This is a genomic window from Mucilaginibacter sp., assembly GCF_039921305.1.
Classification (GTDB): Bacteria; Bacteroidota; Bacteroidia; order Sphingobacteriales; family Sphingobacteriaceae; genus Mucilaginibacter.
The window spans coordinates 145,512-168,688 of the sequence record NZ_JBDSCA010000072.1; the positions used below are offsets into that span (position 1 = coordinate 145,512).

Sequence of the window (23,177 nt, forward strand, 5' to 3'; positions counted from 1 at the left end):
TTTGCTTTAATGGATTCACAGCTTATAGTTATGTTGGCCCTATCGGTAGGGCTTATTCTTGCCGATATGTATATTATTTCGGGTATCAGGGGTATCTCTAAAAAATGGAAAATTACCCGCAGCGCCAGTTTCACTGTAGCTTATTGGATATTCTCCTTCTTTTTACTTACCGGGCTATATTGCGCTATCTTTTTCAAGCTGACTATTGGTGTAAAGGGAGCCATCTTAATGATCTTTTTCATTGTCTGGATAGCTAAAGTATTGTTTTTGCCGTTTATTGTGGTTGACGATGTACGCCGTTACTTTCTATATCGGGCACGCAAAAATAACAAGCCAGAGCCAGAATTTCCGGCAAGCCAGCCCGCCCCGGATGCTATTCCGCGTTCAGCGTTTTTAATGAAAGCCGGTTTGGTGGCAGGCGCTTTACCACTGGCATCACTAACCTTCGGTATCATTTCGGGCGCTTATGATTACCAGATCCAGCGCCGGACTCTATATTTACCTAACCTGCCCAAAAAGTTTGATGGTATTAAATTGGGGCAGTTATCAGATATTCACTCCGGTAGTTTTTACAATAAGAAAGCGGTATTAGGTGGTGTTGAAATGTTAATGCGTGAGAAAGCCGATTTCATTTTCTTTACCGGCGATTTGGTGAACAACAAGAGCGACGAGATGCGCGAATACCAGGATATCTTCTCCAAAGTGAAAGCTCCTTTGGGTGTATACTCATCATTGGGTAATCACGATTATGGCGATTATCATATATGGCCGAGCCCCGAAGCTAAAAAGAAAAACCTGGACGATTTAAAAGCCACTCATAAAAACATGGGCTGGGATTTGATCCTCAACAGCAACCGCCGTTTAAAAGTTGATGGCGAAGAGATCGGTATTTTAGGTGTAGAAAACTGGGGCAGCATGAGCCGTTTCCCTAAATATGGCCGGGTTGACCTGGCTTTAGAAAACACTGACGATCTGCCCGTTAAGCTTTTGCTTTCGCACGATCCATCACATTGGCGCGCCCAGGTACTTAATTACAAACAGGTTGATATGATGTTCTCGGGCCATACACATGGAATGCAATTTGGTGTTAAAACAGCAAATTTCCAGTGGAGTCCAATACAATATGTTTATAAAGAATGGTCGGGCTTTTACCGCGAAGGCAACCAACAGCTTTATGTAAATACTGGCTACGGCTTTTTAGGCTATCCGGGCCGGGTTGGAATATTGCCCGAAATAACGATATTTACACTCAAAGCATCTGCCGATCCTGCTTTAAAAAGCAAGCTATCATAATTGAATAACGCGAGGGTAAAGCAGGATGAATCTTCTTGCCGTAAATGAGAAAGTTCTATTACCAGTTTCTTGACCTGATCCTATTTAGCAACCTGTTTATGGCGCTTTGCACCGTAGCGCAGGCATTGGTAACGTTTAAGCTGATTGGCTGCGCCCCATATTACCCTTTGCTGGCCCTGCTATTTTCGTCAACGCTTTTCATTTACAATATCTGCCTGTTTTTAACCAAACCTGCTAATCCGGATAAATCACCGTTATTACCTAAACGCTGGTTTTTTGCCCATCCCCGGTTAATGACCACCCTTACACTCATCTCCGCAATGGTATTGCTGTTTATGTACCTGCTACTCACGTTTAAATCCGAAGTTTTGCTTGTGGGGCTTGGTGTTTTATCGGTAGGTTACTCGCTACCTATATTCTCAAAAAACGGGCAAAGGTATGGCCTGCGAAATATTCCCGGCATAAAATCCATATTGATAGCCCTGGTATGGACCATGAGCTGCGTAATGCTACCCATATTTGAAGCCGAAAGAACCCACCACATTGTGGTATCAAATTCCGACATTGCTTTACTCATCACTAAACGGTTTTTATTTATTGTGGCCCTTACTATACCCTTTGATATCCGCGATCTGTTTCACGATAGCCAGGGGGGCTTAAAAACCATCCCGGTTATGTTTGGCGAGAAAGGCGCTTACCTGTTTTGCCAGGTATTACTGATAGTGCATTTAATCCTGCTATTCTTATTCAAGAACGGATTCGATCTTGATTTTTTGGCTTTAGGCCTCACTACCCTATTAATGGGCTGGCTCATTTTCAAATCCAAGTGGGAAAAGAATGAGTACTATTATTTTTTCTACATGGATGGTGTGCTCATATTGCAATACGTACTTTTAATGGCCTTTACTTTTATTTGACATGCCATCCAACTATGATAATTCCGCCGCTTTTTACGACCAGCTTTCGCGGATGGTATTTGGTAAAGCATTAATTAAGGCGCAAAGCCATCTACTAAAACAGGTTCCGCCAAACGCATCAGTACTCATAGTTGGCGGCGGAACGGGTTGGATATTGGAAGAACTTTCAAACATCCATTATTCGGGTTTGGATATCACTTACGTAGAAATATCATCTCGCATGACGGCCCTTGCCAAAAAAAGAAACACAGGCATCAATAAAGTAACTTTTATAAACGATGCTATTGAAAATACAAGTCCCGAAACGGCATATGATGTGGTAATTACCCCATTCCTGTTAGATAGCTTCACCGAAGACACGCTCGAAAAAGCATTCGCGCACATGCACCAGCAGCTTAAACCAAAAGGCTTATGGCTCTGCACCGATTTCCAGCTGACAGGTAAACTATGGCAAACCCTATTGCTCAAAAGCATGTATTTTTTCTTCCGGATTTTGTGTGGCATAGAAACTATGAGCCTGCCTAAAATAGATCACCAGTTTTATAAGCATGGGTACAAGGTTCTATCTATAAAAAGCTTTTATGGGGAGTTTATTATATCGACGAGGTATCAAAAGCCTTAAAACCGATAGCGCGAGGCTCCAGCCTCGTGCTCACTATAACCAGGCCTCTGGCCTTAGGCAAGATGCCTTGAAATAGCAAGTCACGAGCGAGACGCTCGCGCCATAATATTATATAAATCCTTATTCTTTGTTCCTTACTCCAATATCAATCGTGTACAAACTTATAACCAATACCCCTCACAGTTTGCAGGTACTGCGGCGAATCAGGATTGTTCTCTATCTTTTTACGCAACCTAACAATGTGCATATCCAGGGTGCGGGTATTTACATCGGCGTTGTAGCCCCACACTTCCATCATTAACTCTTCGCGGTTAATTACCTTGTTTTTGTTTTTCAGAAAGTATAGCAGAATGCGGTTCTCCAATATTGTTAACTCTATCTTTTTACCATCCCTCAACAGCGTATGCGTATTAGGCTGGTGCTCCATATTGGCAAACTTATGCGATTCCGTTTTATCGCTGTTCAGCGTAAACTTGATCTTGTTATCAATCATGGCTACCAAAACATCCATATTAAAAGGCTTGGTTATATAATCGGATACGCCAAACTGGTAGGCTTCTATTTTGTCAACATCCTGGGCCTTAGCGGTCATCATAATCACCAGCTTATCAAAACCCTTATCGCGTATGGCGGTACATACTTCAGATCCCTGTTTACCGGGTAGCATCCAATCCAGCAAAACAATATCGGGTGTTTCGGCCAGTATCATTTTTTCGGCAGCATCGCCATCGGCGGCTTCTAAAACTTTATAGCCTTCAAGTTCTAAGCGCTCGGCAACTAAAAACCTTAAATTTTCGTCGTCTTCAACTAAGGCAATTTTTATTTCCTTGTTCATATAATTGTTTAATTTAATATGGCAGTGTAATCTTAAATTCCGAACCTTCGTTAACCTTACTGCTCACGGTTATATCGCCGTTCATAAAATTAACAAGTTCCTTACAGAAAGCCAAACCCAAACCCACGCTCCCATTCTGATTGTACAGGCTTTCTATCCTATAAAATTTTTTAAATATATTCTTTATCTCCTTTTGCGGGATGCCGATACCTTTATCCCTAAACCTTAACACCAATTCTTTTTTTATGCGCTCAACAACAATATGCAACTCTTTACGCTCGGGCGGAGAATACTTGTAAGCATTATCAATCATGTTTTGAAATATACTCCCCATCAAAACCGGATCGGTGTCAAAGCTTTTGACGTTCTTAATCTCATAAGTCAATTTAAAAAGCGGGTATTTAATTGTAAAAGTATCGATATACTTCTCAACAAATGCCTTCAGATCTATCGTCTCCGTTTTTAAATGTATCGATTTATTTTCGAGCTGGGTGAATGATAACAGCTTATTCATCAAATCGTTTAACTTATCAGCTTCCTCATCCAAAATTTTACCATAGTGCATCCGTTGCCGTGTGGTTAGCTCACTATCGCTGCGCAGGTTTGAGCCGGCTATTTTAATTACACTCACCGGGGTTTTAAACTCATGGGTAAAATTGTTGATAAAATCGTACTGCAACTTAAACAGCTTGTGATTAACATTAAGATTGCGGTAAATGAGCCAGCCTATAAGTACAATAAATAGATATACCGCTAAAACCAAACCTGTAACAGGCAAAAACCGGCGCACTGTTTCTTTGGTAATAAAACCGTTATTCGATTGAAAATACAGCTTATAATCAGAGAAAGCGCCCGGCAAAGCTATTTCGGTAAACATTTCGGTATCGCTGTTATCCAGCGGATCGTAAACTACCTGTTTGATACTGATATGCTCATATAATTCGGGATGGGTATTCTTGATATCCAACCCAAACGGACTCAAGTGGAAGGTCATCATATCCTGCTGGTACACCGAAGCAGAGCGCTCATTAGCCAGCAGGTCTTTATATATTTTGATCTCTTCGCGCCGCGGGTTATTGATATAACTTATTTTGTTGGGCTTAATATCATAAAAGGTTTTAAAAAGCTCATCGCTGGTGGGAGCCCGGGCGGTATCGGCGGTTTTAATAAAGCTGCTCAATTTAAACGCCATCGATTTAAAATCGTCAATATTTTTCTCGGCATTTATCTTAACACTCTTAGCCTTTTTACCCTCAACAGGTGTAAAATTGAAAACGTTACGTACCGATATACTTAAATTACCATTATCTAAAGTAGCGCGCTCCCGGTGGCTGCTGATATCAAAATGGTAAAAATCAATACTCTTTACAAAGGGGTAATCGCTAAAAACCGAATCGGCATATTTAGCTGCTGATGCCTGGGTCAAATAACCCTGATAAGCAGTAATTTCGGGGATTTTATTTAGGGTAAGGTCATTATAAGGCTGCATGGTTTTTTCAAGCACCTCAATTTTGTTGGAGTAAAACTCGTTCTCAACATACTTACGGGTAAGGCCGTAAGCAATAAGCAAAGCCGCCACCAAAATAGCCGATATCAGCACAATGAATGCCACGATCAGCGAAAAGTTTTTGCGGTATATACTTTCGTTTTTAGTCATTTAGGCGGGTAGCCTTATTTTTTACCGAGCAGGTTAATATCTAAAAATTTCTCCAGTTCGGTATATAATTGCAGCCTGTTACGCTCACGTTGGCTGCGGTCGCGTTTGGTTTTATCTTTTCCGTTACTATTTACCAAAACATAATCAACGCTAACCTTTTTCCGTTTCAACTCCCTAACATATTGGTTTAGCTCAACCATATTTACGCGCCTGTCTTTCGCGTCCTGATAGATCAATAACGGTACTTTAATTTTATCGGTATTAAATATTGGCGATATGGCCCTAAACATATCGGCATCCGTTTCGGGGTTACCCATTTTTTCGTATATCATACTTTGATATGGTTTCAAAAAAGCGGGGATCTCTTTGGAGAAGGTGAATAAATTGATCAGCGGACTTTGTACGGCCACGCATTTATATAACTCAGGATGAAAAGAGGTGCCAAACAGTGCCGAAAAACCGCCAAAGCGCGAACCATAAATGGCTATTTGTTTGGGATTAGCTATTTTTTGACTAATTAACCATTTAACACCATCGGTAATATCCTGTTGCATTTTACCACCTTCCTGTTTAAAACCTGCGCTATAAAAAGCCTTACCATACCCGGTTGAACCACGATAGTTTACCTGGAACACACCATAGCCACGGTTCGCTAAAAACTGCACTCCCGCATTATATCCCCAGCTATCCCGGCGCCAGGGGTCATCATGCGGTATAACAACTATGGGTAAGTTTTCTGCAGCTCTGTTTAATGGCAAGGTAAGGTAGCCATTGATCAACATACCGTCACTGGCTTTGAATGATACGGGTTTCATTGCGCATAATTGCGATGGGCTTATTGATGCAGTTTGGTTGGATAACCTGGTCAGTTTTTTATCTATTGACGAATACAGGTAGCTTGACCCCGCATCACGGTCATTATAAGTATTGATCAGGAAATGCGTTTCCGAACTGTCTTTATCGGTAACGTTAATTTCGCTGCCGGGCAGTTGCTGCGCCAGGTTATCATATACAGATTTTAGGTCGGGATTTAAAAAATGTTTTTGAGGCTTGGCTTCCTGACACAATATAACATCAAGCCGGTGTTTATTTTTTGAGTATGATACCTCTTCAATATCGGCATTGTTATTACTGTAAACAACCCGTTCTTCCCTTCCATTTTCGGCATTGATCTCAACCAGGGCTATCTTATCACGGTTTACGTTGGATAACGCGTAGAAATAATTTTTAACCCCGGTAAAAGCTATCGGCCTCACCATGTTTTTAAAATTATTCACAATAATGGGCTTAAATTTAGCCTCATCATTATTTCTGAAAAGGATGGTTTCATTCACCCCGTCGGATGCTTTGGCTAATCTTATCCTGCCATCAACATCGGTATACCAATCGGTAATGTTGCCGGGGTTTTGGATGTACATTTTAAGCTCCCCGGTTTTAATGTTCATGCGGTAAACATCGCTCACTACGGTATCGCGCTTATTCATAGCAAAGGTGATCACATCCGGATTAACGCGGTTGCGGTTAAGTACCCTGAAAGCTATTTTTTGTGGGATAGAAAGCAAATTGCGTGTCTGCATCGTTGCCATATCAATGGCATACATATCAAACTGGCTGTCGAACATGTTTTTGGTTACGATGATCTGGTTATTATAGGTCCAAAAGTTATCGCGCACATCATAATCGGCAAACGAGCTTGCCATTTGCTCTTTGCCATCAACCAGCGATTGTATAAATATATTTTGCTTACCCTGGTACCGTTTTAAATACGACAGGTACTTACCATCGGGCGAAATATGAAAATTACCTTTTTCGGGCGAATTGAAAAAATCGCCTATCGGGATAAGCTGCGCACGTTTATTGCTGCACGAGCATACGCCGATAATTACCGTTATTAAAAAAATTTGTTTAAAACGCTTCAACATTTAGTACGGTCAGCCCCCTCCAGTTAGATAGATTATGTTAAATTATAAAATGTAATTGACTACACCTAACTGTCACTACATTTTTACTGCTTTTACAAATTTAATATTACGTTAAATACCAGCCTAAGACAAAAAATCGTTTTAATATTTTATTTTTGATTACTATGAAGTATTCACCTGTTTTTATGCCTGTTATATGCTGAATATTTCGCTCAATATAAATCCGCGTAAAGCAAATAAGCTGATCAAAAAGGTCGGTTTTTGCCTGGTGTTTTTATTTTTTGGCTTCAAGACATTTGCACAAATAGAAGACCTGCAATTAGCCATGCAATTTAACCGTAGCGGCGAATTACAAAAAGCTAACGACATTTACCTCAAGCTTTACAAGCAAAGCAACGAAGGCTATTTCCAGTTTTACTTTAAAAGCCTGATAGGTCTTAAAAAGTTTGACGAGGCCGAAAGTGTGGTTAAAAAAATGATCCGTAAGCATCCGCAGGAATATCAGTATACCGTAGCACTTGGTACTGTTTATCACGAAAAGGGGGCCCAGGATAAAGCCGATGGCGTTTACAACGAGATAATCAAAAACATGCCTGCCGAGCAAACCGCGGTGAACGAAATTGCCATGAGCTTTTACCAGGCCGAAGCTATTGATTTTGCTATTAAAGCCTTTATGCAGGGCCGCAAAATACTACATAACGACGAATTGTACAGTAATGAATTAACCAGCTTATACCGCTATAAGCACGATAAAGTGAATTTGGTTAACGAATATATCAACATGCTGCAACACCACCCGGAGTATGCGAGTCCGGCTAAAAATATGCTTGCCGCGATGTTTGATGGCAATGATGATTATAACATGTTTAAAGCTGCTTTGCTGAAAGCCATCCAGCAATACCCGCAGCAAACCGTATTTGCTGATCTGCTTACCTGGCAATACTTACAGCAAAAACAATTTGACCAGGCGCTTATTCAGGCCATAGCTTTGAGCCGGAGGTTAAACGATGGCGGAAGCTCTTTAATTGAACTTGGCCAAACCCTGATCAACAACCAGGCCTACGATGAAGCTATACGCGCTTACGACTACGTTATTAGTAAGGGCAAAGAGGGCGAATACTATTTTAGAGCTAAAATGGATTTGCTAAACGCCAAAAACCTCAAAGTAACTACCGGGAAATATACGCAGGCCGATCTGTTAGGTTTAGAAACAGGATATCAAGAGTTGTTAGTGGAATTAGGCCGCAATGCCACTACAGCTTTTGCCATGCAGAAGCTGGCCCGTTTGCAGGCTTTTAAACTGCACAAATTGAATGATGCCCAGAAGCTTTTGGAAGAAGCGATAAGCTTCCCCAATATGCGCCAGCGTTTGTTAGATGATTGCAAGCTTGACCTGGGTGATATTTACTTGCTCAACAACAAACCCTGGGACGCTACATTGATGTATAGCCAGGTTGAGAAAAGTTCACCCGGAACGCCGATAGCGCAGGAATCTCAATACCGAAACGCCAAGCTGGCTTATTACATCGGTGATTTTAACTGGGCCAAAGGGCAACTGGATATTTTGAAGGCTGCAACATCGCAATTAATTGCTAACGATGCTTTGAACCTATCGTTAATGATAAGCGACCATACCGCTTTTGATAGTACCGGTAACGCGCTTAAAATGTATGCCCGTGCCGATCTGCTGATCTTTAAGGAAGATCCCGATAAGGCGGTGATTACTTTAGATAGTATTGATAAGGCCTTCCCGGGTAATAATTTGAGTAACGATATTTTGATGGCCAAGGCTCGTATCCTGATACAAAAAAACGACTACCCCAAAGCCATTATTAATTTGAAAACCATAGCCGATAACAAGGCCGACCTGTGGGCCGATGACGCGGTTTATATGCTGGGCGATATTTACGAAAACCAATTAGCCGATAAAGTAAAGGCTCAGGCTTACTATCAGCAAATAATTACCGATTACCCCGGTAGCCCCTGGCTTACCGAAGCCCGCAAAAGGTTTAGGTTATTACGCGGGGATGTGGTTCCGGGCTCTTAAAAATTATTACTTTTGTGATATGATCATTTTAAATGAAACGATAATACTTGACCCAGAAGTACATACCGAATGGCTGGATTGGGTTAAGGCCGAGCATATCCCTGCTATAATGGCTACAGGGCATTTTACAGGGTTTCGTATACTGCATGTTTTGAGTTCGCCTAACGAGGGTTTTACTTATTGCATTCAATACAATGCCGATAGCCTGAACCATTATGAAGCTTACGAGCAAACTGTAGCCAGCACCTTGAAACACAAACACATGAAAACCTTTGAAAACAAGCTGGTTGTTTTTGAAAGCATTATGCAACACATAGACTAAATATGAACGTAACTACAACACCTATAGAAGGCCTATTAATTATTGAACCACGCGTATTTCCGGATGACCGTGGTTATTTTTACGAGAGCTATAACAAACAAAAATATGTGCCCGCCGGCATTACGGTAGATTTTGTACAGGATAATGAATCGAGCTCCTCAAAAGGTACTTTGCGTGGCTTACACGCTCAGGCGCCACCATTTGGGCAGGGTAAATTGGTTAGAGTAACACAAGGCTCTGTAATTGATGTAGCTATTGATATCCGCAAAGGCTCACCTACCTATGGCCAGCATTTTAAAATTAAGTTGAGTGCCGAAAACAAACTTCAATTCTGGATTCCTGAAGGCTTTTTGCATGGGTTCTATACTTTGGAAGACGATACTGTTTTTACTTACAAGATCACCAATTTTTACGATAAGGTATCAGAAATAGGCGCTAAGATCACTGACGAAGCTTTGGGTATTGATTGGGGTGTAGATTTTGGAGATGACATTAAGCTATCACCAAAAGATGAGGTATTGCCGGATTTTAAGGATTTTGTTAGTCCGTTTTAAGAATTAATTATCCCACCATGTCATTTCGAACCGTAGGGAGAAATCTTCTGAAAGGTTCTACCCGTGCGATAAATCTATAGCAGACCAGGCAGGAGCAGAAGATTTATAAAAAAAGAAAGCCGCTAATTTTAGCGGCTTTCTTTTTTCTACTTAGTTATCAGATTGTACAATTCATCCAATTTAGGCGAGAGCACAATTTCAATTCTTCTGTTTCGGGCGCGGGCTTCTGTTGTAGCGGCGGCGTCAATGGGTTGGAACTGGCCTTTACCTGTGGCGGTTAAGCGTACAGGGTCTATCTTTTCAACTTCGGTTAGGTAGCGGGTTACCGATGTGGCACGTAATACACTCAAATCCCAGTTATCTTTGATCTGGCCCAGGTTGATGATCTTTTTATCATCGGTATGGCCTTCAACGGCAACGTTAATATCTGCTTCTTTATTAAGTACGGCGGCCAATTGTTTTAGGGCGGCTTTCCCTTTTTCATCAATAATGATACTTCCGGATGGGAACAGTAATTTATCGGTTAACGAAACATAAACCTTTCCGTTACGGATATCTACAGTTAAACCGCTTTCTTTGAATCCTAATAAAGCTTTTTGCAGTTTTTCTTTCAACGCATTGGTAGCTTCATCACGTTTGCGCAAAATACCTTCAACCTCTTTTAAACGGGCCTCACGCTTTTGCAGATCTGTTGATAGCTGGCTTACCTTTGATGTTGTTGCCGAGTAATTGCTGTTTAGGGCATTGTATTTATCGTTCAGCGTATTGTACCTGTCGTTCAGGTTAGACTGGCTTGATTGCAGTTCGGCAATTTGGCGGTGCAGGCGGGCTGTATCTGCTTTTAAGGCCGAAACGATGCCCTCCAGTGTAACTGTGCGGGTGCTCAATGAATCCTGGGTAGCCAGTAACGCTTTATATTTTTTGGTAGACATTACCTGGCACGAATGCATGGCCACACAAATGGCTAACAGGCCTAAAATATGTTTTAATTTCATATCGTATGATAGGGGTTTGGGCACTAATTTAGGTAATTGCGTTATTTAAAAAAACTGTGAGCGGATAAATATTACTTAGCACTTCGGCCACAAGTTTGGGCGAGTCGGCTTTCATCATCTCGGCATCGGTAAATTGATGTATGGCGGCAAAGCTTTTTAGTTTGATCAGATCAATATTATCTCCTTCCGGATCATAACCCCGGGGCATACTTTTCAACTGTTCCTGGCTGCGGAACTCGCCGAACAGTTTTTTAAAATGAGGCGCATCAATTATCTTTTTCAGATCATCGGCATTATAATCAATTTCCTGGCGGATGGCTTTCAGGTGTTCAGCTTGTGGCATCCAGTATCCGCCACCGGCAAAGCTGTTACCCGGTTGTATCTGTACATAATAACCAATCTCGTCCGATTTTCCGCCAGAGGGTAGCTTACTTATCCCGAAGTTGTTTTTGTAGGGTGTTTTATTCAGGCTAAAGCGGATATCGCGGTAAATGCGCATTACGCATTTCTTGGGGTCAATATCGGCATTGATGGTAGGGTCTATCTTTTTTAATTCCTTGATGAGCTCTCCCGCGAAAGCTGTGACGTTCTCCTTCGCCTCTTCAAAACGGGGCTTATGCTCCTGGAACCATTCACGGTTATTATTTTTAACAAGGTCCTTTAAAAAATCAAGGGTGGCTGATCTTATCATCTGTATCTAAATGTGGCTGGTAATGTACTTTAGGGGATAACCAATATAGCAAAAACACACGTGAGTACCTAAAGTTTATAGGTGCCAATATTAAACAACCGCCCAATATAACGCTAATATATAACCAGGGCGATGTGGTATTATGGGTAATTGTATAAGTGCTGAACCATAATAAACCAGATTCCATTACATTAAGACTGTAACTTACATACATGGCGGCATAAAAATAGCCGGGTTCAATTTCAAACACCATGTTGCAACGCGGACAGCGCTCGTTGATCTGATTTGACCTGAAACTGTATAGCAACCCGTTAAACATATTACCACGGCGACAACGGGGGCATTTGCAATGGAGCATAGCCCATGATTTTGGAGTTTCGGCCATAGTTTAAATTTAGCACCTGTTTAATTGTAACCGCAAAGGGAACTGAGCAATAAACCCAGAGTTACAGAGAGAACCTATCGGGTTATGTTAGTTCAAATTTAAACGTTCGCCGCCCATTTTGATGGGAACATTTTTACGGCGGTATTTTTTGTACCAAATGTAACCTACTACCGCTACCGCCAGATAAGGCGCAGCCAGCAGGTACATAATACCGTGGTTTAAGCCGTTACCTTGTTTACCGCCATTAGCAGTATTAGTTTCAATATTAGTGCTACAAACGGCACATTGTGCCTTAAGCTGCTGTACGCTTAACACGCTTGCCGAAAGCACTACCAGAATGGCTAATATCCTTAAGTATTTCATATTACAAATTTACCAAAAATTAAACTTAAAAATGGTAGTAAGGCGATATCATTAAATACACAATAACACCCGTAACGGTAACATATAACCAGATAGGAAAAGTCCACCTAACCAGTTTACGGTGCTTTTCAACCTGCATTTGCAGGCCGCGGTAAAAGCTCAGTAATATTAACGGCAAAACGCCCGCTGCCAGTACAATGTGTGTAATTAAAATAAAGAAGTAAACGTTGCGGATACTTCCTGCCGCAGCCTTCTCCATATCGGATACAATGCCATTGCCATCCAGATCGCCATATTTGGTTTCGGGGGCCAGCCAGTGGAACGCGATGTAGGATACCAGGAACAGGGCCGACAACACAAACGTGAGGATGTTGATGCGTTTATGCACCGTTACATTGCCATGCAGAATAAAGTAAAGCGATACCAATAGCAATACACTGCAAGTACCATTTAGTATGGCATTCAACTTAGGCAAAAAGTAGAGGAATGATGGGATAACTTCGGGTTTGGGGATGATCTTCATGCTTAATATCAGCACCACTACAAACACGAACACGGATATACCGGCAATAAAACGAAATATGAATTTGTCGCTCATGACTTAAAAAATTATTCCACTCCCTTAATTTTACGAAGCTCTTCGGCTATTTGTACTTTGATCTCTTCGTTAAGCTTGGTGATATCACGGCTCTCGGTACTTTCGTAATAGCCGCGGATCCGCCTTACGGGATCAATCAGTATCAGCTTATCGCTATAAATAAAATCATCCTTACCTAACTTTAAGGCATTCACTAAAAACCCATGACGGGCAAGGTTGTATACTACCGATGTATCGCCGGTTAAAAAGCTCCATTTATTGGGGCTTACTTTAAACTGCTCCGCATACTTCTTCAGTACCGGGGCCGAATCTCTTTCCGGGTCAACCGTAATGGATACAAAGCGAACCATTTTATTGCGGGTGTAGCTTTCGGCCAGTACAGATACATTGCTGTTCATTTGCTTGCAAACGGTTGGGCAATGCGTAAAGAAAAAATTAACTACCAATATCTTGCCGGCGTAGGTTTCCAGGTTTACTTTTTTGCCATCCTGATCGGTGAGGTTAAAATCAGAAACCTGGTGATAAATGGTATCGGGGATAGCCTTGCCGTGATATTTGTGAAAGGTTTTGGCTACTACCTTAGGCCCGTAAATAGCCAGTGGCTTGTAGCGATTTTTACCTTTCGCGGTAAGCAAATAATATAAAAATCCCGGTACTGCTAAAATGAGTACCAGGATCACAATTTTTTTTATACCCATCAAGGGGGTTCAATTAAAACCTAAGTTGAAACCAGTAGTGGCTCTCGTTAGTTAATACCAATATTAAACCGATGATGAACAAGGTTGGTACCACTATTGCATATATTAAAGATGTTTTCTCAAACTTTAAGTGCATAAAAAATGCGACAATATAGTAAGCTTTGAACAATGTTAATAATATGTACACCGGATTCGCATACTCTTTTATTTTTGCGTAATGCGGTGCTAAGTATAATGCGATAAGAAACTCTATTGCTGTTATAGCTAACAATATAACCAACACCTTAACGATGCCTCCTTTAGTTAAAGTTTCTCCGTGTTCGCCCTCGGCGTGTATATGTGGTGTTTCTGCTGACATGATAACTCAGATTAAATAATTATACTAAATAGAAGAATGTAAATACGAATACCCAAACCAAATCTACAAAGTGCCAGTAAAGACCAACTTTTTCGATCATTAAATAGCTACCACGTTTTTCGTAGGTGCCTTTTAAAACATTGATGGTAATGATGATATTGATGATAACACCAGTAAATACGTGGAAACCGTGGAAACCAGTAATGGTAAAGAACAGGTTAGCAAATTGCTGGCCAGATAGCGCCATAGTTCCTTCGTTTACTCCAGCGGCCTTTAAATCAAAAAATTCGGCCAATTTTTCCTTACCCGGGATACTTCCCCACCAAAAACCTTCGTGGTGTAAGTGTGTCCACTCTAAAGCCTGGCAACCCAGGAACAGGAAACCACCAATTACGGTTGCTATCATCCACCAGGTAACTTCTTTTTTAGCGTTACGGTGTCCAGCCTCAACAGCTAATACCATGGTTACAGAGCTCAAGATCAAAATAAAGGTCATGATACCCACGAATACCAGCGGCGCTCCGCTTTCTATCATGCCTGGTACAGACTGGAATACTTTATCGGCACCTGGCCATGTTTGCGCGCTAAAACGTAATGCTCCGTAAGCTATTAGTAACGAAGAAAATGTGAAGGCATCCGATAAAAGGAAAAACCACATCATCAACTTTCCGTACTCTACCTTGAATGGTGAATGTCCACCAGCCCATGGCGTGGTTTTAACTTGGTCAATTTCTGAAACTGCTGTACTCATTGCAATTAAATGTAAATTTTAGTATTGGTTCAAAAGTAAAAAAACATATAGATAAATCCATATAATATCGATAAAATGCCAAAAAATAGAAGCAAATTCCATTCTGAACACATTTTTGGTTTGCCCCATGTTTTTGTAACTACCCGAAAGGGTATAAAACAACAGAGCAAGACCCGCTACTATATGTAAAAGGTGTAAACCGACAAATACATAGATGAACGATTGCGATGCATTATTGTTCACAAAAAGCACTCCTGTTTTGACCAATAGGCTTAAACCATAAACCTGCAAACCCAAAAACGCGATGCCCAGTAAAGCGGTTATCGATAAAAATAATTTCTGTTTTTCAAATTGTGATTGCTTTGCTCCGCGGGAAGCCAAAAACATACTAACGCTGCTGATCACAATAACGATGCTGCTGTATAGAAATGCCTGCGGCAAAATGATCTTTGTACCACTGTGCGCCGCGTTACCGCCTGCATATACAATAAAACCACTTGTAAGGGCCGCAAACATCATGAATGAGGCGAATACAAACAGCCACATGTTGAATTTTTTTGGCGCCAGATCAAGCCTGTCTTTATCTTGTTGTAATTGAGCCATCATCATCTCCTTGCTATTTCTTTCCTAAAAAATCAAATAATAAAACCAACTGCACTATGGGCAGGTAAAAAAACGAACCGTACATCAATTGTTTAGCCGCTTTAATTTCGAGCGTACGCATCAGGTTAAAGGCCTGGTACATAAATATCAAACTCATTACCAACGATACGCCGCCTATGATATAACCGCCAAAGCCCATATATGTTGGCAGTAAACTTACGGGTAGTAAAATCACTGCAAATATAAACGGAATTATGGCACTGATCCGGTCGCGTTTCCCGGTTGGTAATAATCTAAAACCCGCCAGCTTGTAATCATCATCCAACACCCAGGCAATGGCCCAAAAGTGGGTAAACTGCCAAATAAATTGGATACCGAATACTACTAAACCTATTTCATCTATCTGAGGGTGTGCGGCCACGTAACCAATTAGAGGCGGCAATGCACCTGGTATTGCGCCAACAAATACCGCTATCGACGACTTACGTTTTAACGGAGTATAAACAAAGGCATACAAAAATATCGAGAATACAGCCAGATATCCGGCTGTGGGGTTAAGCTTAAATAGAATTATAACCCCCGAAATACCCATAAACATCCCGATAATTAGAGCTTGTCCGGTTGTCATCACGCCTGATGGTATTGGTCTGCCCATAGTGCGTTTCATCAGCTTATCCAAGTCTTTTTCAATAATCTCGTTAAAGATGTTGGCAGCACCTGTTACCAGGAATCCCCCTGCTATCAGTAGGCCCCAGTTATACCAGTTGATAGGTTCATGAATAGTTTGCTCGTTTACCTTACTGCCTATCAAAAATGTGATAGAGGCAGAAAACACCACCAAAAAGGTAAGTCGGAACTTGATCAGCTGTGAAAAATCTGCCCACTTCATGAGTTGCTCCCCCATACTTTAGCACTCCGGTACAAATTAAGTATCAGGTAAAACTGTGCGCCAAAAACTAAACTCGCCAAAACTATATGTATAGCCTGTGCCGCAGGTGGTAAACCATCGTATGATAAAACAATACCTGTTACTATTTGCAGCATGATCATCAAAAAACTAAAACTCATTACCTGTTGCTGTACCGAGTGCCTGTTAAAGCCCCGGCGTATCAACGCGTATAACATTACATTTGCCACCAAAACCAGTATAGCCAGGTCGCGGTGGTTTGAAAATATGGCCCCGGCATCGGTAACCCAACTCTCACGGGATTGGCCTTGTAACCTGCCCGATATGGCATCTATCCGTTCCCTTACTTCGGTACCAATTGTTATTTGTATAATACTTAACAGTATAGCCGCAAGGGCTAAAACTTTTAATAATGGCTTGGCCGCAACCCTATCGCTGGAGTTGTTTAACCGGGCCGCATGGTATGTATATATGCTGATGGCTAAAATTGCCAACGCTAACAGCATGTGCACAGTAACCGTCCAAGCGAGCAGGTTTGTTGATACTACAATGCCGCCCAACCAGCCTTGAAAGCCTACCAGTATCACATTAAAAATACTGGCTACCACAATGCGCTTTTTATCCTTTAAGTACGAAAAAGAATAGGCGGCGGTTAGTAATAACAAAAAGCCTGTTGCTACACCTGCTAAACGGTTAATATATTCTGTCCAGGTTTTTGCCGCGTTAAAATCTTCGGGCAATAATATGGATTTATCGTTGCGGATGCGGTTTGCTAAGTCGGTATAACCCAATACATCCAGTGTGTGTGCAAAGCGTTGATTTTTTGCCAATCGTTTTGCAACGTATTTGTCTTTATAATCTTTGGGTATTTGTGTAACGCTTGTTGGCGGCACATATTGGTCAAAACATTTTGGCCAATCGGGGCAACCCATTCCTGAACCTGTACTGCGCACTACACCTCCCGCCAATATCAAAACAAAGAGCGAAATGATAGTCGCAATGTTTATGGTTTGAAATCGTTTTTTTTCGGGAGATACCTTCATTTATAAACCTATTCTAAAAAGTTGGGGTATCTGTTATAGGAAAATTCCTGCTACAGATACCCCAAAAAATCAGATCAATGAAATATTAATTTGCCTCTATAGCTTTGTTTTCCTTCTGCCACTTGTCGTAAGCTTCCAAACCGGCCTCATTGTCTTCAAAATCATGAGGTAAGTTTGAGCTCATGGTTTGAGAGAAAGGTACAGTTTGAGGGATAAAATCCTCTTCGGCACCAGGCTTGCTGTAATCATATGGCCAACGGTAAACGGTTGGAATTTCTCCTGGCCAGTTACCATGTAAATGTTCTACCGGGGTAGTCCACTCTAAGGTGTTTGACTGCCAAGGGTTTTGTGTTGTTTTCTTTCCGAAGAAGATAGAGTAGAAGAAGTTGAATAAGAACAACAACTGTGCTACTGCCGACATGATAGCCGCCCAGGTGATAAATGTATTTACTGATAACCATTGTTTCATGGATTCAAATTCGGTAAATGCATAGTAACGACGAGGAACACCATCTAAGCCCATAAAGTGCATTGGGAAGAATACCAGGTAAGCACCAGCGAATGTTAACCAGAAGTGCAGGTAACCTAATCTTTCGTCCATCAAACGGCCGAACATTTTGGGGAACCAGTGGTAAACACCAGCCAACATACCAAATATAGCTGCCGAACCCATTACCAGGTGGAAGTGGGCTACAACGAAGTAAGTATCGTGTAAGTTGATATCCAAAGCAGCGTTACCTAAGAAGATACCGGTTAAACCACCAGAGATAAAGAATGATACTAAACCTATAGCGAACAACATACCCGGCGTAAAGCGCAGGTTACCGCGCCATAGCGTAGCTAAGTAGTTGAATGTTTTTACTGCTGATGGTACCGCGATGATCAAAGTAGTGATCATAAATACCCCACCGAGGAACGGATTCATACCCGTAACAAACATGTGGTGACCCCATACGATGAACGATAATACAGCGATACCTATTAGAGAGTAAACCATGGCATGGTAACCGAAGATTGGTTTACGTGAGTTTGTTGAAATAATTTCGGATGAGATACCGAATGCAGGCATAATTACGATATATACCTCTGGGTGACCCAAAAACCAGAATAAATGCTGGAACAGGATAGGGCTACCACCTTCGTAAGGCATAACCTTGCCGGCGATAACGATATCTGACAAGTAAAAGCTTGTTCCAAAACTACGGTCAAAAATAAGCAATACTACACCAGCAACTAATACCGGGAATGATAATACACCTAATACCGCTGTTAAAAAGAAAGCCCAGATAGTTAAAGGCATTTTCCAAAGGTCCATACCTTTGGTACGCATGTTTAATACGGTACTTACATAGTTGATACCACCCATTAATGATGATGCAACAAATAGAACCATACTAATTAACCACAATGTCATACCCTCACCCGAGCCTGGCATCGCTTTTGGCAACGCGGATAGCGGCGGATAGATAGTCCAACCACCACTGGCAGGTCCTTTTTGAACAAAGAAAGAGCTTAACATGATCACACAAGCTAAAAAGAAGAACCAGTATGATAACATATTCAGGAATGGCGAAGCCATATCCCTTGCGCCAACCTGTAACGGAATTAATAAGTTACTAAATGTACCGCTCAAGCCCGCTGTTAACACAAAAAATACCATGATGGTACCGTGAATGGTAACTAAGGACAGGTAGAAATCGGGACTGATCTTTCCTTCCGGTGCAAAGCGGCCTAAAAGAGTTTCCAATAATGGGAACGATTTTTCGGGATAAGCTAATTGGATACGGAACAATACTGACAAAAGCATCGCAATAACCGCCATAATAATACCTGTGATCAGGAATTGTTTAGCGATCATTTTGTGATCCTGACTAAAAACATATTTTGTTATAAACGTATCATGGTGGTGATGCTCGTCATGACCGTGGCCATGTTTATCAACCTCATGCGCGTGAACTGTTACTGTTGACATATTCGCTAATCTTTGTATTAATTATTTAATGCTAATCTGTTTTGACCCTGTGCAGCTGGCTGAGTGTTAACAGCCATTTTCAACTCCTTCTTCACTCCGTCAGTTAGATAAGGCTTTTGTTTTGACAACCAATCGGCATATTCTGAATCGCTAACAACGCGAACTACCTTTTGCATATTGTAGTGGCCACCACCGCAAATTTTATTGCAGTACAGCAGATATTCAAATTTAGGGTTCCCGGTTTTCTCACGCATGTCGGTGGTTAAAATGGTGGGGGTAAATTTCATATAAGTTGGCAAACCCGGTACCGCGTTCAACTGTGCGCGGAAGTGAGGCATGTAAACCGAGTGGATAACATCCTGAGCAAAAATATTGATACGGATTGACCTGTTAACCGGGAGAACCAAGGTATCGGCAGCCAAATCATCCAAAGAGTTTTTATCTTTAAAATCAATACCTAATTTGTTGGTGCCGCTAACCAAAGTGTATTTTTTAGAACCTAACTTACCATCTTTACCAGGATAACGTAATTCCCACGCAAACTGATGGCCGGTTATATCAATATTGATATCGCCTTTCACTTCGGTAGTATTGGTAATTTCTTTCCAGGTAAAAAACCCGGTGATCACTAAAACAGTTAAAACAATAGCCGGAATAATGGTCCAGATCTTTTCGATGGTGTTGTTGTGCGGATAGAAGTAAGCTTTACGTTTGCCTCTGTTTCTGTAATAGAACGAGAAACCAAACAGGGCTATCTGTGTAAGGAAAAATACAACAACGGTGATACCAAACGTAATGTTAAACATGTTGTCGGTTTTAACACCATGTAAAGAAGCCGATATAGGTAAAAGCATGTTACCCTGTACAAAGAACGACCACAAAGCGCCATATATACCTGCAACAAGGAAGATAATGAAAATTATCCCCATCACATTGCTCCAGTTGATGGTTTTTTTGCCTTGTATTTGCAGGGTTAAATCGTAAACGCGGAGTATTTTACCAACTATGCCTATTATGATACCTACTAATACAACTATTAAAGCGTAATAGCCAACAGTTGTCCACATTGCACTTTTGGCCGCGTCATCAGCACCCGGAAAGTTGGTTGCTGTAGTATCCTGCGCCATAACTGTGCTTGTCGCGAAAAGCAACATAGCAGCAAACGCCGATGACAGAGTTTTAAGATTTAGTATTTTTTTGAATGCCATTATATATTCTTTTTTGGTATTCGTTACCGATGAATACAAAAGTAAACTATTTATTAAATGTGATGATGTAAGCTTTCTTCTAAGAACGGGTGATTTTTAGGCGCCAGTGATTTGAAGCTGCTTAAAGCGGTTAAAAAACCGAATACAAATAAACCAACGAAACCTATAGCGATACCAATTTCTTCGAAAGATAAACCACGACCTTCGGCGCCTACTGTTCCGGGCATGATCATCATATAATAATCTAACCAGTGACCAAGCAACAACACGATACACACATATTTTAAACGTGATGTTAAACGTTTTGCATCGCGAGACATTAGTAACAATACCGGTGTGCCAAAGTTGATGATAATATTTAACCAGAACCAAGGTTTAAACTCAGGCTCCCAACGTTTGTAGAAATAGACAGCTTCTTCGGGTAAATTGGCGTAATAGATCAGCAAGAATTGTGCGAACCATACATAAGTCCAGAAGATTGAGAAACCAAATATTAACTGGCCCAAACTGTGCAAGTGATCTTGAGATACCCAGCTAAAGTAACCGTTTTGGCGTAATATGATCAACACTAAAGTGATCAAAGCCAAACCACTAACCCACAGGGCAGCAAAGTTGTACCAACCAAACATGGTTGAGAACCAATGCGCCTCTAAAGACATGATGGTATCGAAAGCAAATATAGGGCTGGTAAAACCAAGGATAACCAGGAATATACAAGCCATTTTAAAGCTCTTTGCATAATTGCTCATGCCACCTAATTCATCTTCGTTGGTTGAATACTTTGTAAACAATAATCCAAATATGCTATATACACCTAAAAATACAACCAAACGGCCCAGGAAAAACGGGACATTTAAGAACGATGATTTACCGGCTAAAATAGCATCGAAATGTTTGCTTTTGGGGTCAGATACACCTTCGCCAGCCCAAATTTTGTATAAATATGGAGCTAAATGTGTTCCGGTACCTTCTTCATTAGGAACCTGATGTTTAAAAAACAAACCACAAGCAATTATTAATATTAAAAGCGTGGCAGCATAGGGTAATACTTTAGCAAATGCCTGCGGTACGCGAATTAATGATGCGGACCAACCAGCTTGTGCTACGTATTGTACAGCACAGAAAAACACACCTGCTATACATACGCATGTAAAATAGTATCCCATGAGCAACAGGTTGTCAAAGGTGCGTTCGGCGTGTACAAAGAATCCGGCTACTATACAAACCAATCCAACCAGGATAGCAATTATGCTATAGGTTTTGGCTTTGCCAGTAAACTCGAACCTTGCGTCAAAATTATTATGAGTTTCCATCAATCTAAATAATTCTTATAAAGTTTGTAAATGGTGAATATACGCTACTACTTTCCAACGCTCCTCAGGGTTAAGCTGTGACGCGTATGAACCCATGGCGTTTACGCCGTAAGTTATAGTGTGGTATATTTTACCGTCTGTTAAATCTTTCATGGCACCGCCACGAGAAGATTGACCTTTTGAATACGAAGGCGGAGGTGGGTAACCATGTTTGGTTACTTCGCCATCACCTTGCCCTGTCATACCGTGGCATGGTGAGCAGTAGTGTTGAAACAACACCTCGCCATCTGCAAAGTTATCTTTGGTTTGGGCCAGTACGCTTTTTACTTCAACACTTGCCAGTTCGTAACCATCTTTAGTATTTGGATAATCAAAGCGTGTAAAGCCTACAGGTGTAGTACCTGCCGGTGGCAATTGCGCTGTTTTACCATCCTTAAAGTTCGGATTTTTTTGATCCGGATCGTATGCAATATGCTCATACATATTAGGGGCATACTCCCAGCCTGTGCTCCGCTTATCATGACCACATGATGTGATCAATACAGAGGCAGCAATGGTGATAACCGCAGCACCTAATACCTTAAATTTATTCATAGCTAACATATTTTTTCTCGTTATGCTTAACTTCTACAGCACCAGCTTCGTTTAATATTTTAGTGATATCATCGTGCGGAACGTTTCCTCTCGCATCAATGGCGATAACAAACCTATCATCGGTTGCTCTCAGGTCCATTACCCTTGGCGCACGGCCCGGGAAAAGGTGAGTAGCGTAAAAGAAGGTTAATACCATACCGAACGCGGTGAACAAAACCGTCCACTCAAAAGTAATCGGAATAAAATCGGGTATGGCAAAGTTTGGCTTACCGCCGATGTTATTTGGCCAATCCCAAACCATCATATAATAAAGCATACTAAACGCTACAGTACCACCAGTACAACCGAATATAAATGCGGCGTAACCTAAGCGCGACTCTTTGATACCCAATTTGGCCTCAATACCGTGGATAGGCATTGGGGTATATACATCATAAATAGGGACGCTACTTTTCTGTAATTTACTGATGCCGTCTAACAAGTTATCCGGATCATCAAACAGGCCTAATATAAATTTTGTACTACTCAT

The 23,177-nt window shown here is 41.3% G+C and carries 25 protein-coding genes; 6 read left to right on the forward strand and 19 right to left on the reverse strand.

Going from position 1 to position 23,177, the window contains the following annotated elements:
* Positions 1 to 9: 9 nt before the first annotated feature.
* The 3 genes from ABIN91_RS20830 to ABIN91_RS20840 are packed head-to-tail and all read left to right on the forward strand — an operon-like array spanning position 10 to position 2,832.
* On the forward strand, positions 10 to 1,293 hold the full coding sequence (locus tag ABIN91_RS20830) for a metallophosphoesterase (protein WP_348053517.1): 1,284 nt from the start codon (positions 10 to 12) through the stop codon (positions 1,291 to 1,293).
* Between the two features lie 44 nt (positions 1,294 to 1,337).
* On the forward strand, positions 1,338 to 2,210 hold the full coding sequence (locus ABIN91_RS20835; protein WP_348053519.1) for a UbiA family prenyltransferase: 873 nt from the start codon (positions 1,338 to 1,340) through the stop codon (positions 2,208 to 2,210).
* A gap of 1 nt (position 2,211) precedes the next feature.
* Positions 2,212 to 2,832 carry a methyltransferase domain-containing protein gene (locus tag ABIN91_RS20840; protein ID WP_348053521.1) on the forward strand — a complete coding sequence of 207 codons (621 nt, stop codon included), beginning with the start codon at positions 2,212 to 2,214 and terminating at the stop codon, positions 2,830 to 2,832.
* Between the two features lie 145 nt (positions 2,833 to 2,977).
* Here the strand turns inward: ABIN91_RS20840 and ABIN91_RS20845 are convergent, their stop codons facing one another.
* Genes ABIN91_RS20845 through ABIN91_RS20855 form a run of 3 tightly spaced genes read right to left on the reverse strand, consistent with a single transcriptional unit; the run spans position 2,978 to position 7,246 of the window.
* Entirely contained in the window at positions 2,978 to 3,667 is a 690-nt protein-coding gene (locus ABIN91_RS20845) for a response regulator transcription factor (protein WP_348053522.1), read from the reverse strand.
* Between the two features lie 13 nt (positions 3,668 to 3,680).
* The gene (locus ABIN91_RS20850) at positions 3,681 to 5,324 is read right to left on the reverse strand and encodes a HAMP domain-containing sensor histidine kinase (protein ID WP_348053523.1); all 1,644 of its coding nucleotides are present in this window, start codon (positions 5,322 to 5,324) and stop codon (positions 3,681 to 3,683) included.
* A 14-nt stretch (positions 5,325 to 5,338) separates the two neighbouring features.
* The gene (locus ABIN91_RS20855; RefSeq protein WP_348053525.1) at positions 5,339 to 7,246 is read right to left on the reverse strand and encodes a prolyl oligopeptidase family serine peptidase; all 1,908 of its coding nucleotides are present in this window, start codon (positions 7,244 to 7,246) and stop codon (positions 5,339 to 5,341) included.
* Positions 7,247 to 7,442: 196 nt separating this feature from the next.
* On the opposite strand from ABIN91_RS20855, the gene ABIN91_RS20860 reads away from it, so the two are divergent.
* From ABIN91_RS20860 to rfbC, 3 genes are read left to right on the forward strand one after another with little or no spacing between them, the layout of a single operon-like run.
* Positions 7,443 to 9,293, forward strand: coding sequence for a tetratricopeptide repeat protein (locus ABIN91_RS20860; RefSeq protein WP_348053527.1), 1,851 nt, complete (start codon positions 7,443 to 7,445; stop codon positions 9,291 to 9,293).
* 19 nt (positions 9,294 to 9,312) lie between these two features.
* Positions 9,313 to 9,615: a DUF4286 family protein gene (locus ABIN91_RS20865; protein ID WP_348053528.1), complete on the forward strand. Its 303-nt coding sequence runs from the start codon at positions 9,313 to 9,315 to the stop codon at positions 9,613 to 9,615.
* Between the two features lie 2 nt (positions 9,616 to 9,617).
* Positions 9,618 to 10,169 carry a dTDP-4-dehydrorhamnose 3,5-epimerase gene (rfbC, locus tag ABIN91_RS20870; protein ID WP_348053529.1) on the forward strand — a complete coding sequence of 184 codons (552 nt, stop codon included), beginning with the start codon at positions 9,618 to 9,620 and terminating at the stop codon, positions 10,167 to 10,169.
* A 146-nt stretch (positions 10,170 to 10,315) separates the two neighbouring features.
* On the opposite strand, the gene ABIN91_RS20875 is transcribed toward rfbC, so the two are convergent.
* The 16 genes from ABIN91_RS20875 to ABIN91_RS20950 form a co-directional block, all read right to left on the reverse strand.
* A complete protein-coding gene (locus ABIN91_RS20875) occupies positions 10,316 to 11,164 on the reverse strand; it encodes an OmpA family protein (protein ID WP_348053531.1) in 849 nt (282 codons plus the stop codon).
* 28 nt (positions 11,165 to 11,192) lie between these two features.
* Positions 11,193 to 11,855, reverse strand: coding sequence for a DUF2461 domain-containing protein (locus ABIN91_RS20880; protein ID WP_348053532.1), 663 nt, complete (start codon positions 11,853 to 11,855; stop codon positions 11,193 to 11,195).
* Positions 11,833 to 12,240, reverse strand: coding sequence for a DUF983 domain-containing protein (locus tag ABIN91_RS20885; protein ID WP_348053533.1), 408 nt, complete (start codon positions 12,238 to 12,240; stop codon positions 11,833 to 11,835). The genes ABIN91_RS20880 and ABIN91_RS20885 overlap by 23 nt, the downstream gene beginning before the upstream one ends.
* Before the next feature lie 87 nt (positions 12,241 to 12,327).
* Positions 12,328 to 12,603: a hypothetical protein gene (locus tag ABIN91_RS20890; RefSeq protein WP_348053535.1), complete on the reverse strand. Its 276-nt coding sequence runs from the start codon at positions 12,601 to 12,603 to the stop codon at positions 12,328 to 12,330.
* 25 nt (positions 12,604 to 12,628) lie between these two features.
* A complete protein-coding gene (locus ABIN91_RS20895; protein WP_348053537.1) occupies positions 12,629 to 13,201 on the reverse strand; it encodes a DUF420 domain-containing protein in 573 nt (190 codons plus the stop codon).
* An 11-nt stretch (positions 13,202 to 13,212) separates the two neighbouring features.
* On the reverse strand, positions 13,213 to 13,899 hold the full coding sequence (locus tag ABIN91_RS20900; RefSeq protein WP_348053538.1) for an SCO family protein: 687 nt from the start codon (positions 13,897 to 13,899) through the stop codon (positions 13,213 to 13,215).
* Between the two features lie 13 nt (positions 13,900 to 13,912).
* Complete coding sequence (locus tag ABIN91_RS20905) at positions 13,913 to 14,257, reverse strand: cytochrome C oxidase subunit IV family protein (protein ID WP_348053539.1); 345 nt, start codon at positions 14,255 to 14,257, stop codon at positions 13,913 to 13,915.
* A gap of 19 nt (positions 14,258 to 14,276) precedes the next feature.
* Positions 14,277 to 15,008 (reverse strand): cytochrome c oxidase subunit 3, encoded by a 732-nt coding sequence (locus tag ABIN91_RS20910; protein WP_348053540.1) that lies wholly within the window; start codon positions 15,006 to 15,008, stop codon positions 14,277 to 14,279.
* Between the two features lie 18 nt (positions 15,009 to 15,026).
* On the reverse strand, positions 15,027 to 15,617 hold the full coding sequence (locus ABIN91_RS20915; protein ID WP_348053541.1) for a cytochrome c oxidase subunit 3: 591 nt from the start codon (positions 15,615 to 15,617) through the stop codon (positions 15,027 to 15,029).
* A 7-nt stretch (positions 15,618 to 15,624) separates the two neighbouring features.
* On the reverse strand, positions 15,625 to 16,500 hold the full coding sequence (cyoE, locus tag ABIN91_RS20920; protein WP_348053620.1) for a heme o synthase: 876 nt from the start codon (positions 16,498 to 16,500) through the stop codon (positions 15,625 to 15,627).
* Positions 16,497 to 17,561: a COX15/CtaA family protein gene (locus ABIN91_RS20925; protein ID WP_348053542.1), complete on the reverse strand. Its 1,065-nt coding sequence runs from the start codon at positions 17,559 to 17,561 to the stop codon at positions 16,497 to 16,499. Before ABIN91_RS20925 ends, cyoE begins: the two co-directional genes overlap by 4 nt.
* Positions 17,562 to 17,646: 85 nt before the next feature.
* Positions 17,647 to 19,533 (reverse strand): cbb3-type cytochrome c oxidase subunit I, encoded by a 1,887-nt coding sequence (locus tag ABIN91_RS20930; protein ID WP_348053543.1) that lies wholly within the window; start codon positions 19,531 to 19,533, stop codon positions 17,647 to 17,649.
* A 17-nt stretch (positions 19,534 to 19,550) separates the two neighbouring features.
* Complete coding sequence (locus ABIN91_RS20935; protein ID WP_348053544.1) at positions 19,551 to 20,741, reverse strand: cytochrome c oxidase subunit II; 1,191 nt, start codon at positions 20,739 to 20,741, stop codon at positions 19,551 to 19,553.
* A 53-nt stretch (positions 20,742 to 20,794) separates the two neighbouring features.
* Entirely contained in the window at positions 20,795 to 22,054 is a 1,260-nt protein-coding gene (locus ABIN91_RS20940) for a quinol:cytochrome C oxidoreductase (protein WP_348053545.1), read from the reverse strand.
* A 15-nt stretch (positions 22,055 to 22,069) separates the two neighbouring features.
* Positions 22,070 to 22,657, reverse strand: a complete 588-nt coding sequence (locus ABIN91_RS20945) for a cytochrome c (protein ID WP_348053546.1) — start codon at positions 22,655 to 22,657, stop codon at positions 22,070 to 22,072.
* Positions 22,641 to 23,177 carry a DUF3341 domain-containing protein gene (locus tag ABIN91_RS20950; RefSeq protein WP_348053548.1) on the reverse strand — a complete coding sequence of 179 codons (537 nt, stop codon included), beginning with the start codon at positions 23,175 to 23,177 and terminating at the stop codon, positions 22,641 to 22,643. Before ABIN91_RS20950 ends, ABIN91_RS20945 begins: the two co-directional genes overlap by 17 nt.

Excerpts from the sequence above, each read along its gene's own strand:
- ABIN91_RS20830 (WP_348053517.1), top strand. The coding sequence starts at position 10 with ATGGATTCACAGCTTATAGTTATGTTGGCCCTATCGGTAGGGCTTATT.
- ABIN91_RS20835 (WP_348053519.1), top strand. The coding sequence starts at position 1,338 with ATGAGAAAGTTCTATTACCAGTTTCTTGACCTGATCCTATTTAGCAAC.
- ABIN91_RS20840 (WP_348053521.1), top strand. The coding sequence starts at position 2,212 with ATGCCATCCAACTATGATAATTCCGCCGCTTTTTACGACCAGCTTTCG.
- ABIN91_RS20845 (WP_348053522.1), bottom strand. The coding sequence starts at position 3,667 with ATGAACAAGGAAATAAAAATTGCCTTAGTTGAAGACGACGAAAATTTA.
- ABIN91_RS20850 (WP_348053523.1), bottom strand. The coding sequence starts at position 5,324 with ATGACTAAAAACGAAAGTATATACCGCAAAAACTTTTCGCTGATCGTG.
- ABIN91_RS20855 (WP_348053525.1), bottom strand. The coding sequence starts at position 7,246 with ATGTTGAAGCGTTTTAAACAAATTTTTTTAATAACGGTAATTATCGGC.
- ABIN91_RS20860 (WP_348053527.1), top strand. The coding sequence starts at position 7,443 with ATGCTGAATATTTCGCTCAATATAAATCCGCGTAAAGCAAATAAGCTG.
- ABIN91_RS20865 (WP_348053528.1), top strand. The coding sequence starts at position 9,313 with ATGATCATTTTAAATGAAACGATAATACTTGACCCAGAAGTACATACC.
- rfbC (WP_348053529.1), top strand. The coding sequence starts at position 9,618 with ATGAACGTAACTACAACACCTATAGAAGGCCTATTAATTATTGAACCA.
- ABIN91_RS20875 (WP_348053531.1), bottom strand. The coding sequence starts at position 11,164 with ATGAAATTAAAACATATTTTAGGCCTGTTAGCCATTTGTGTGGCCATG.
- ABIN91_RS20880 (WP_348053532.1), bottom strand. The coding sequence starts at position 11,855 with ATGATAAGATCAGCCACCCTTGATTTTTTAAAGGACCTTGTTAAAAAT.
- ABIN91_RS20885 (WP_348053533.1), bottom strand. The coding sequence starts at position 12,240 with ATGGCCGAAACTCCAAAATCATGGGCTATGCTCCATTGCAAATGCCCC.
- ABIN91_RS20890 (WP_348053535.1), bottom strand. The coding sequence starts at position 12,603 with ATGAAATACTTAAGGATATTAGCCATTCTGGTAGTGCTTTCGGCAAGC.
- ABIN91_RS20895 (WP_348053537.1), bottom strand. The coding sequence starts at position 13,201 with ATGAGCGACAAATTCATATTTCGTTTTATTGCCGGTATATCCGTGTTC.
- ABIN91_RS20900 (WP_348053538.1), bottom strand. The coding sequence starts at position 13,899 with ATGGGTATAAAAAAAATTGTGATCCTGGTACTCATTTTAGCAGTACCG.
- ABIN91_RS20905 (WP_348053539.1), bottom strand. The coding sequence starts at position 14,257 with ATGTCAGCAGAAACACCACATATACACGCCGAGGGCGAACACGGAGAA.
- ABIN91_RS20910 (WP_348053540.1), bottom strand. The coding sequence starts at position 15,008 with ATGAGTACAGCAGTTTCAGAAATTGACCAAGTTAAAACCACGCCATGG.
- ABIN91_RS20915 (WP_348053541.1), bottom strand. The coding sequence starts at position 15,617 with ATGATGATGGCTCAATTACAACAAGATAAAGACAGGCTTGATCTGGCG.
- cyoE (WP_348053620.1), bottom strand. The coding sequence starts at position 16,500 with ATGAAGTGGGCAGATTTTTCACAGCTGATCAAGTTCCGACTTACCTTT.
- ABIN91_RS20925 (WP_348053542.1), bottom strand. The coding sequence starts at position 17,561 with ATGAAGGTATCTCCCGAAAAAAAACGATTTCAAACCATAAACATTGCG.
- ABIN91_RS20930 (WP_348053543.1), bottom strand. The coding sequence starts at position 19,533 with ATGTCAACAGTAACAGTTCACGCGCATGAGGTTGATAAACATGGCCAC.
- ABIN91_RS20935 (WP_348053544.1), bottom strand. The coding sequence starts at position 20,741 with ATGGCATTCAAAAAAATACTAAATCTTAAAACTCTGTCATCGGCGTTT.
- ABIN91_RS20940 (WP_348053545.1), bottom strand. The coding sequence starts at position 22,054 with ATGGAAACTCATAATAATTTTGACGCAAGGTTCGAGTTTACTGGCAAA.
- ABIN91_RS20945 (WP_348053546.1), bottom strand. The coding sequence starts at position 22,657 with ATGTTAGCTATGAATAAATTTAAGGTATTAGGTGCTGCGGTTATCACC.
- ABIN91_RS20950 (WP_348053548.1), bottom strand. The coding sequence starts at position 23,177 with ATGAGTAGTACAAAATTTATATTAGGCCTGTTTGATGATCCGGATAAC.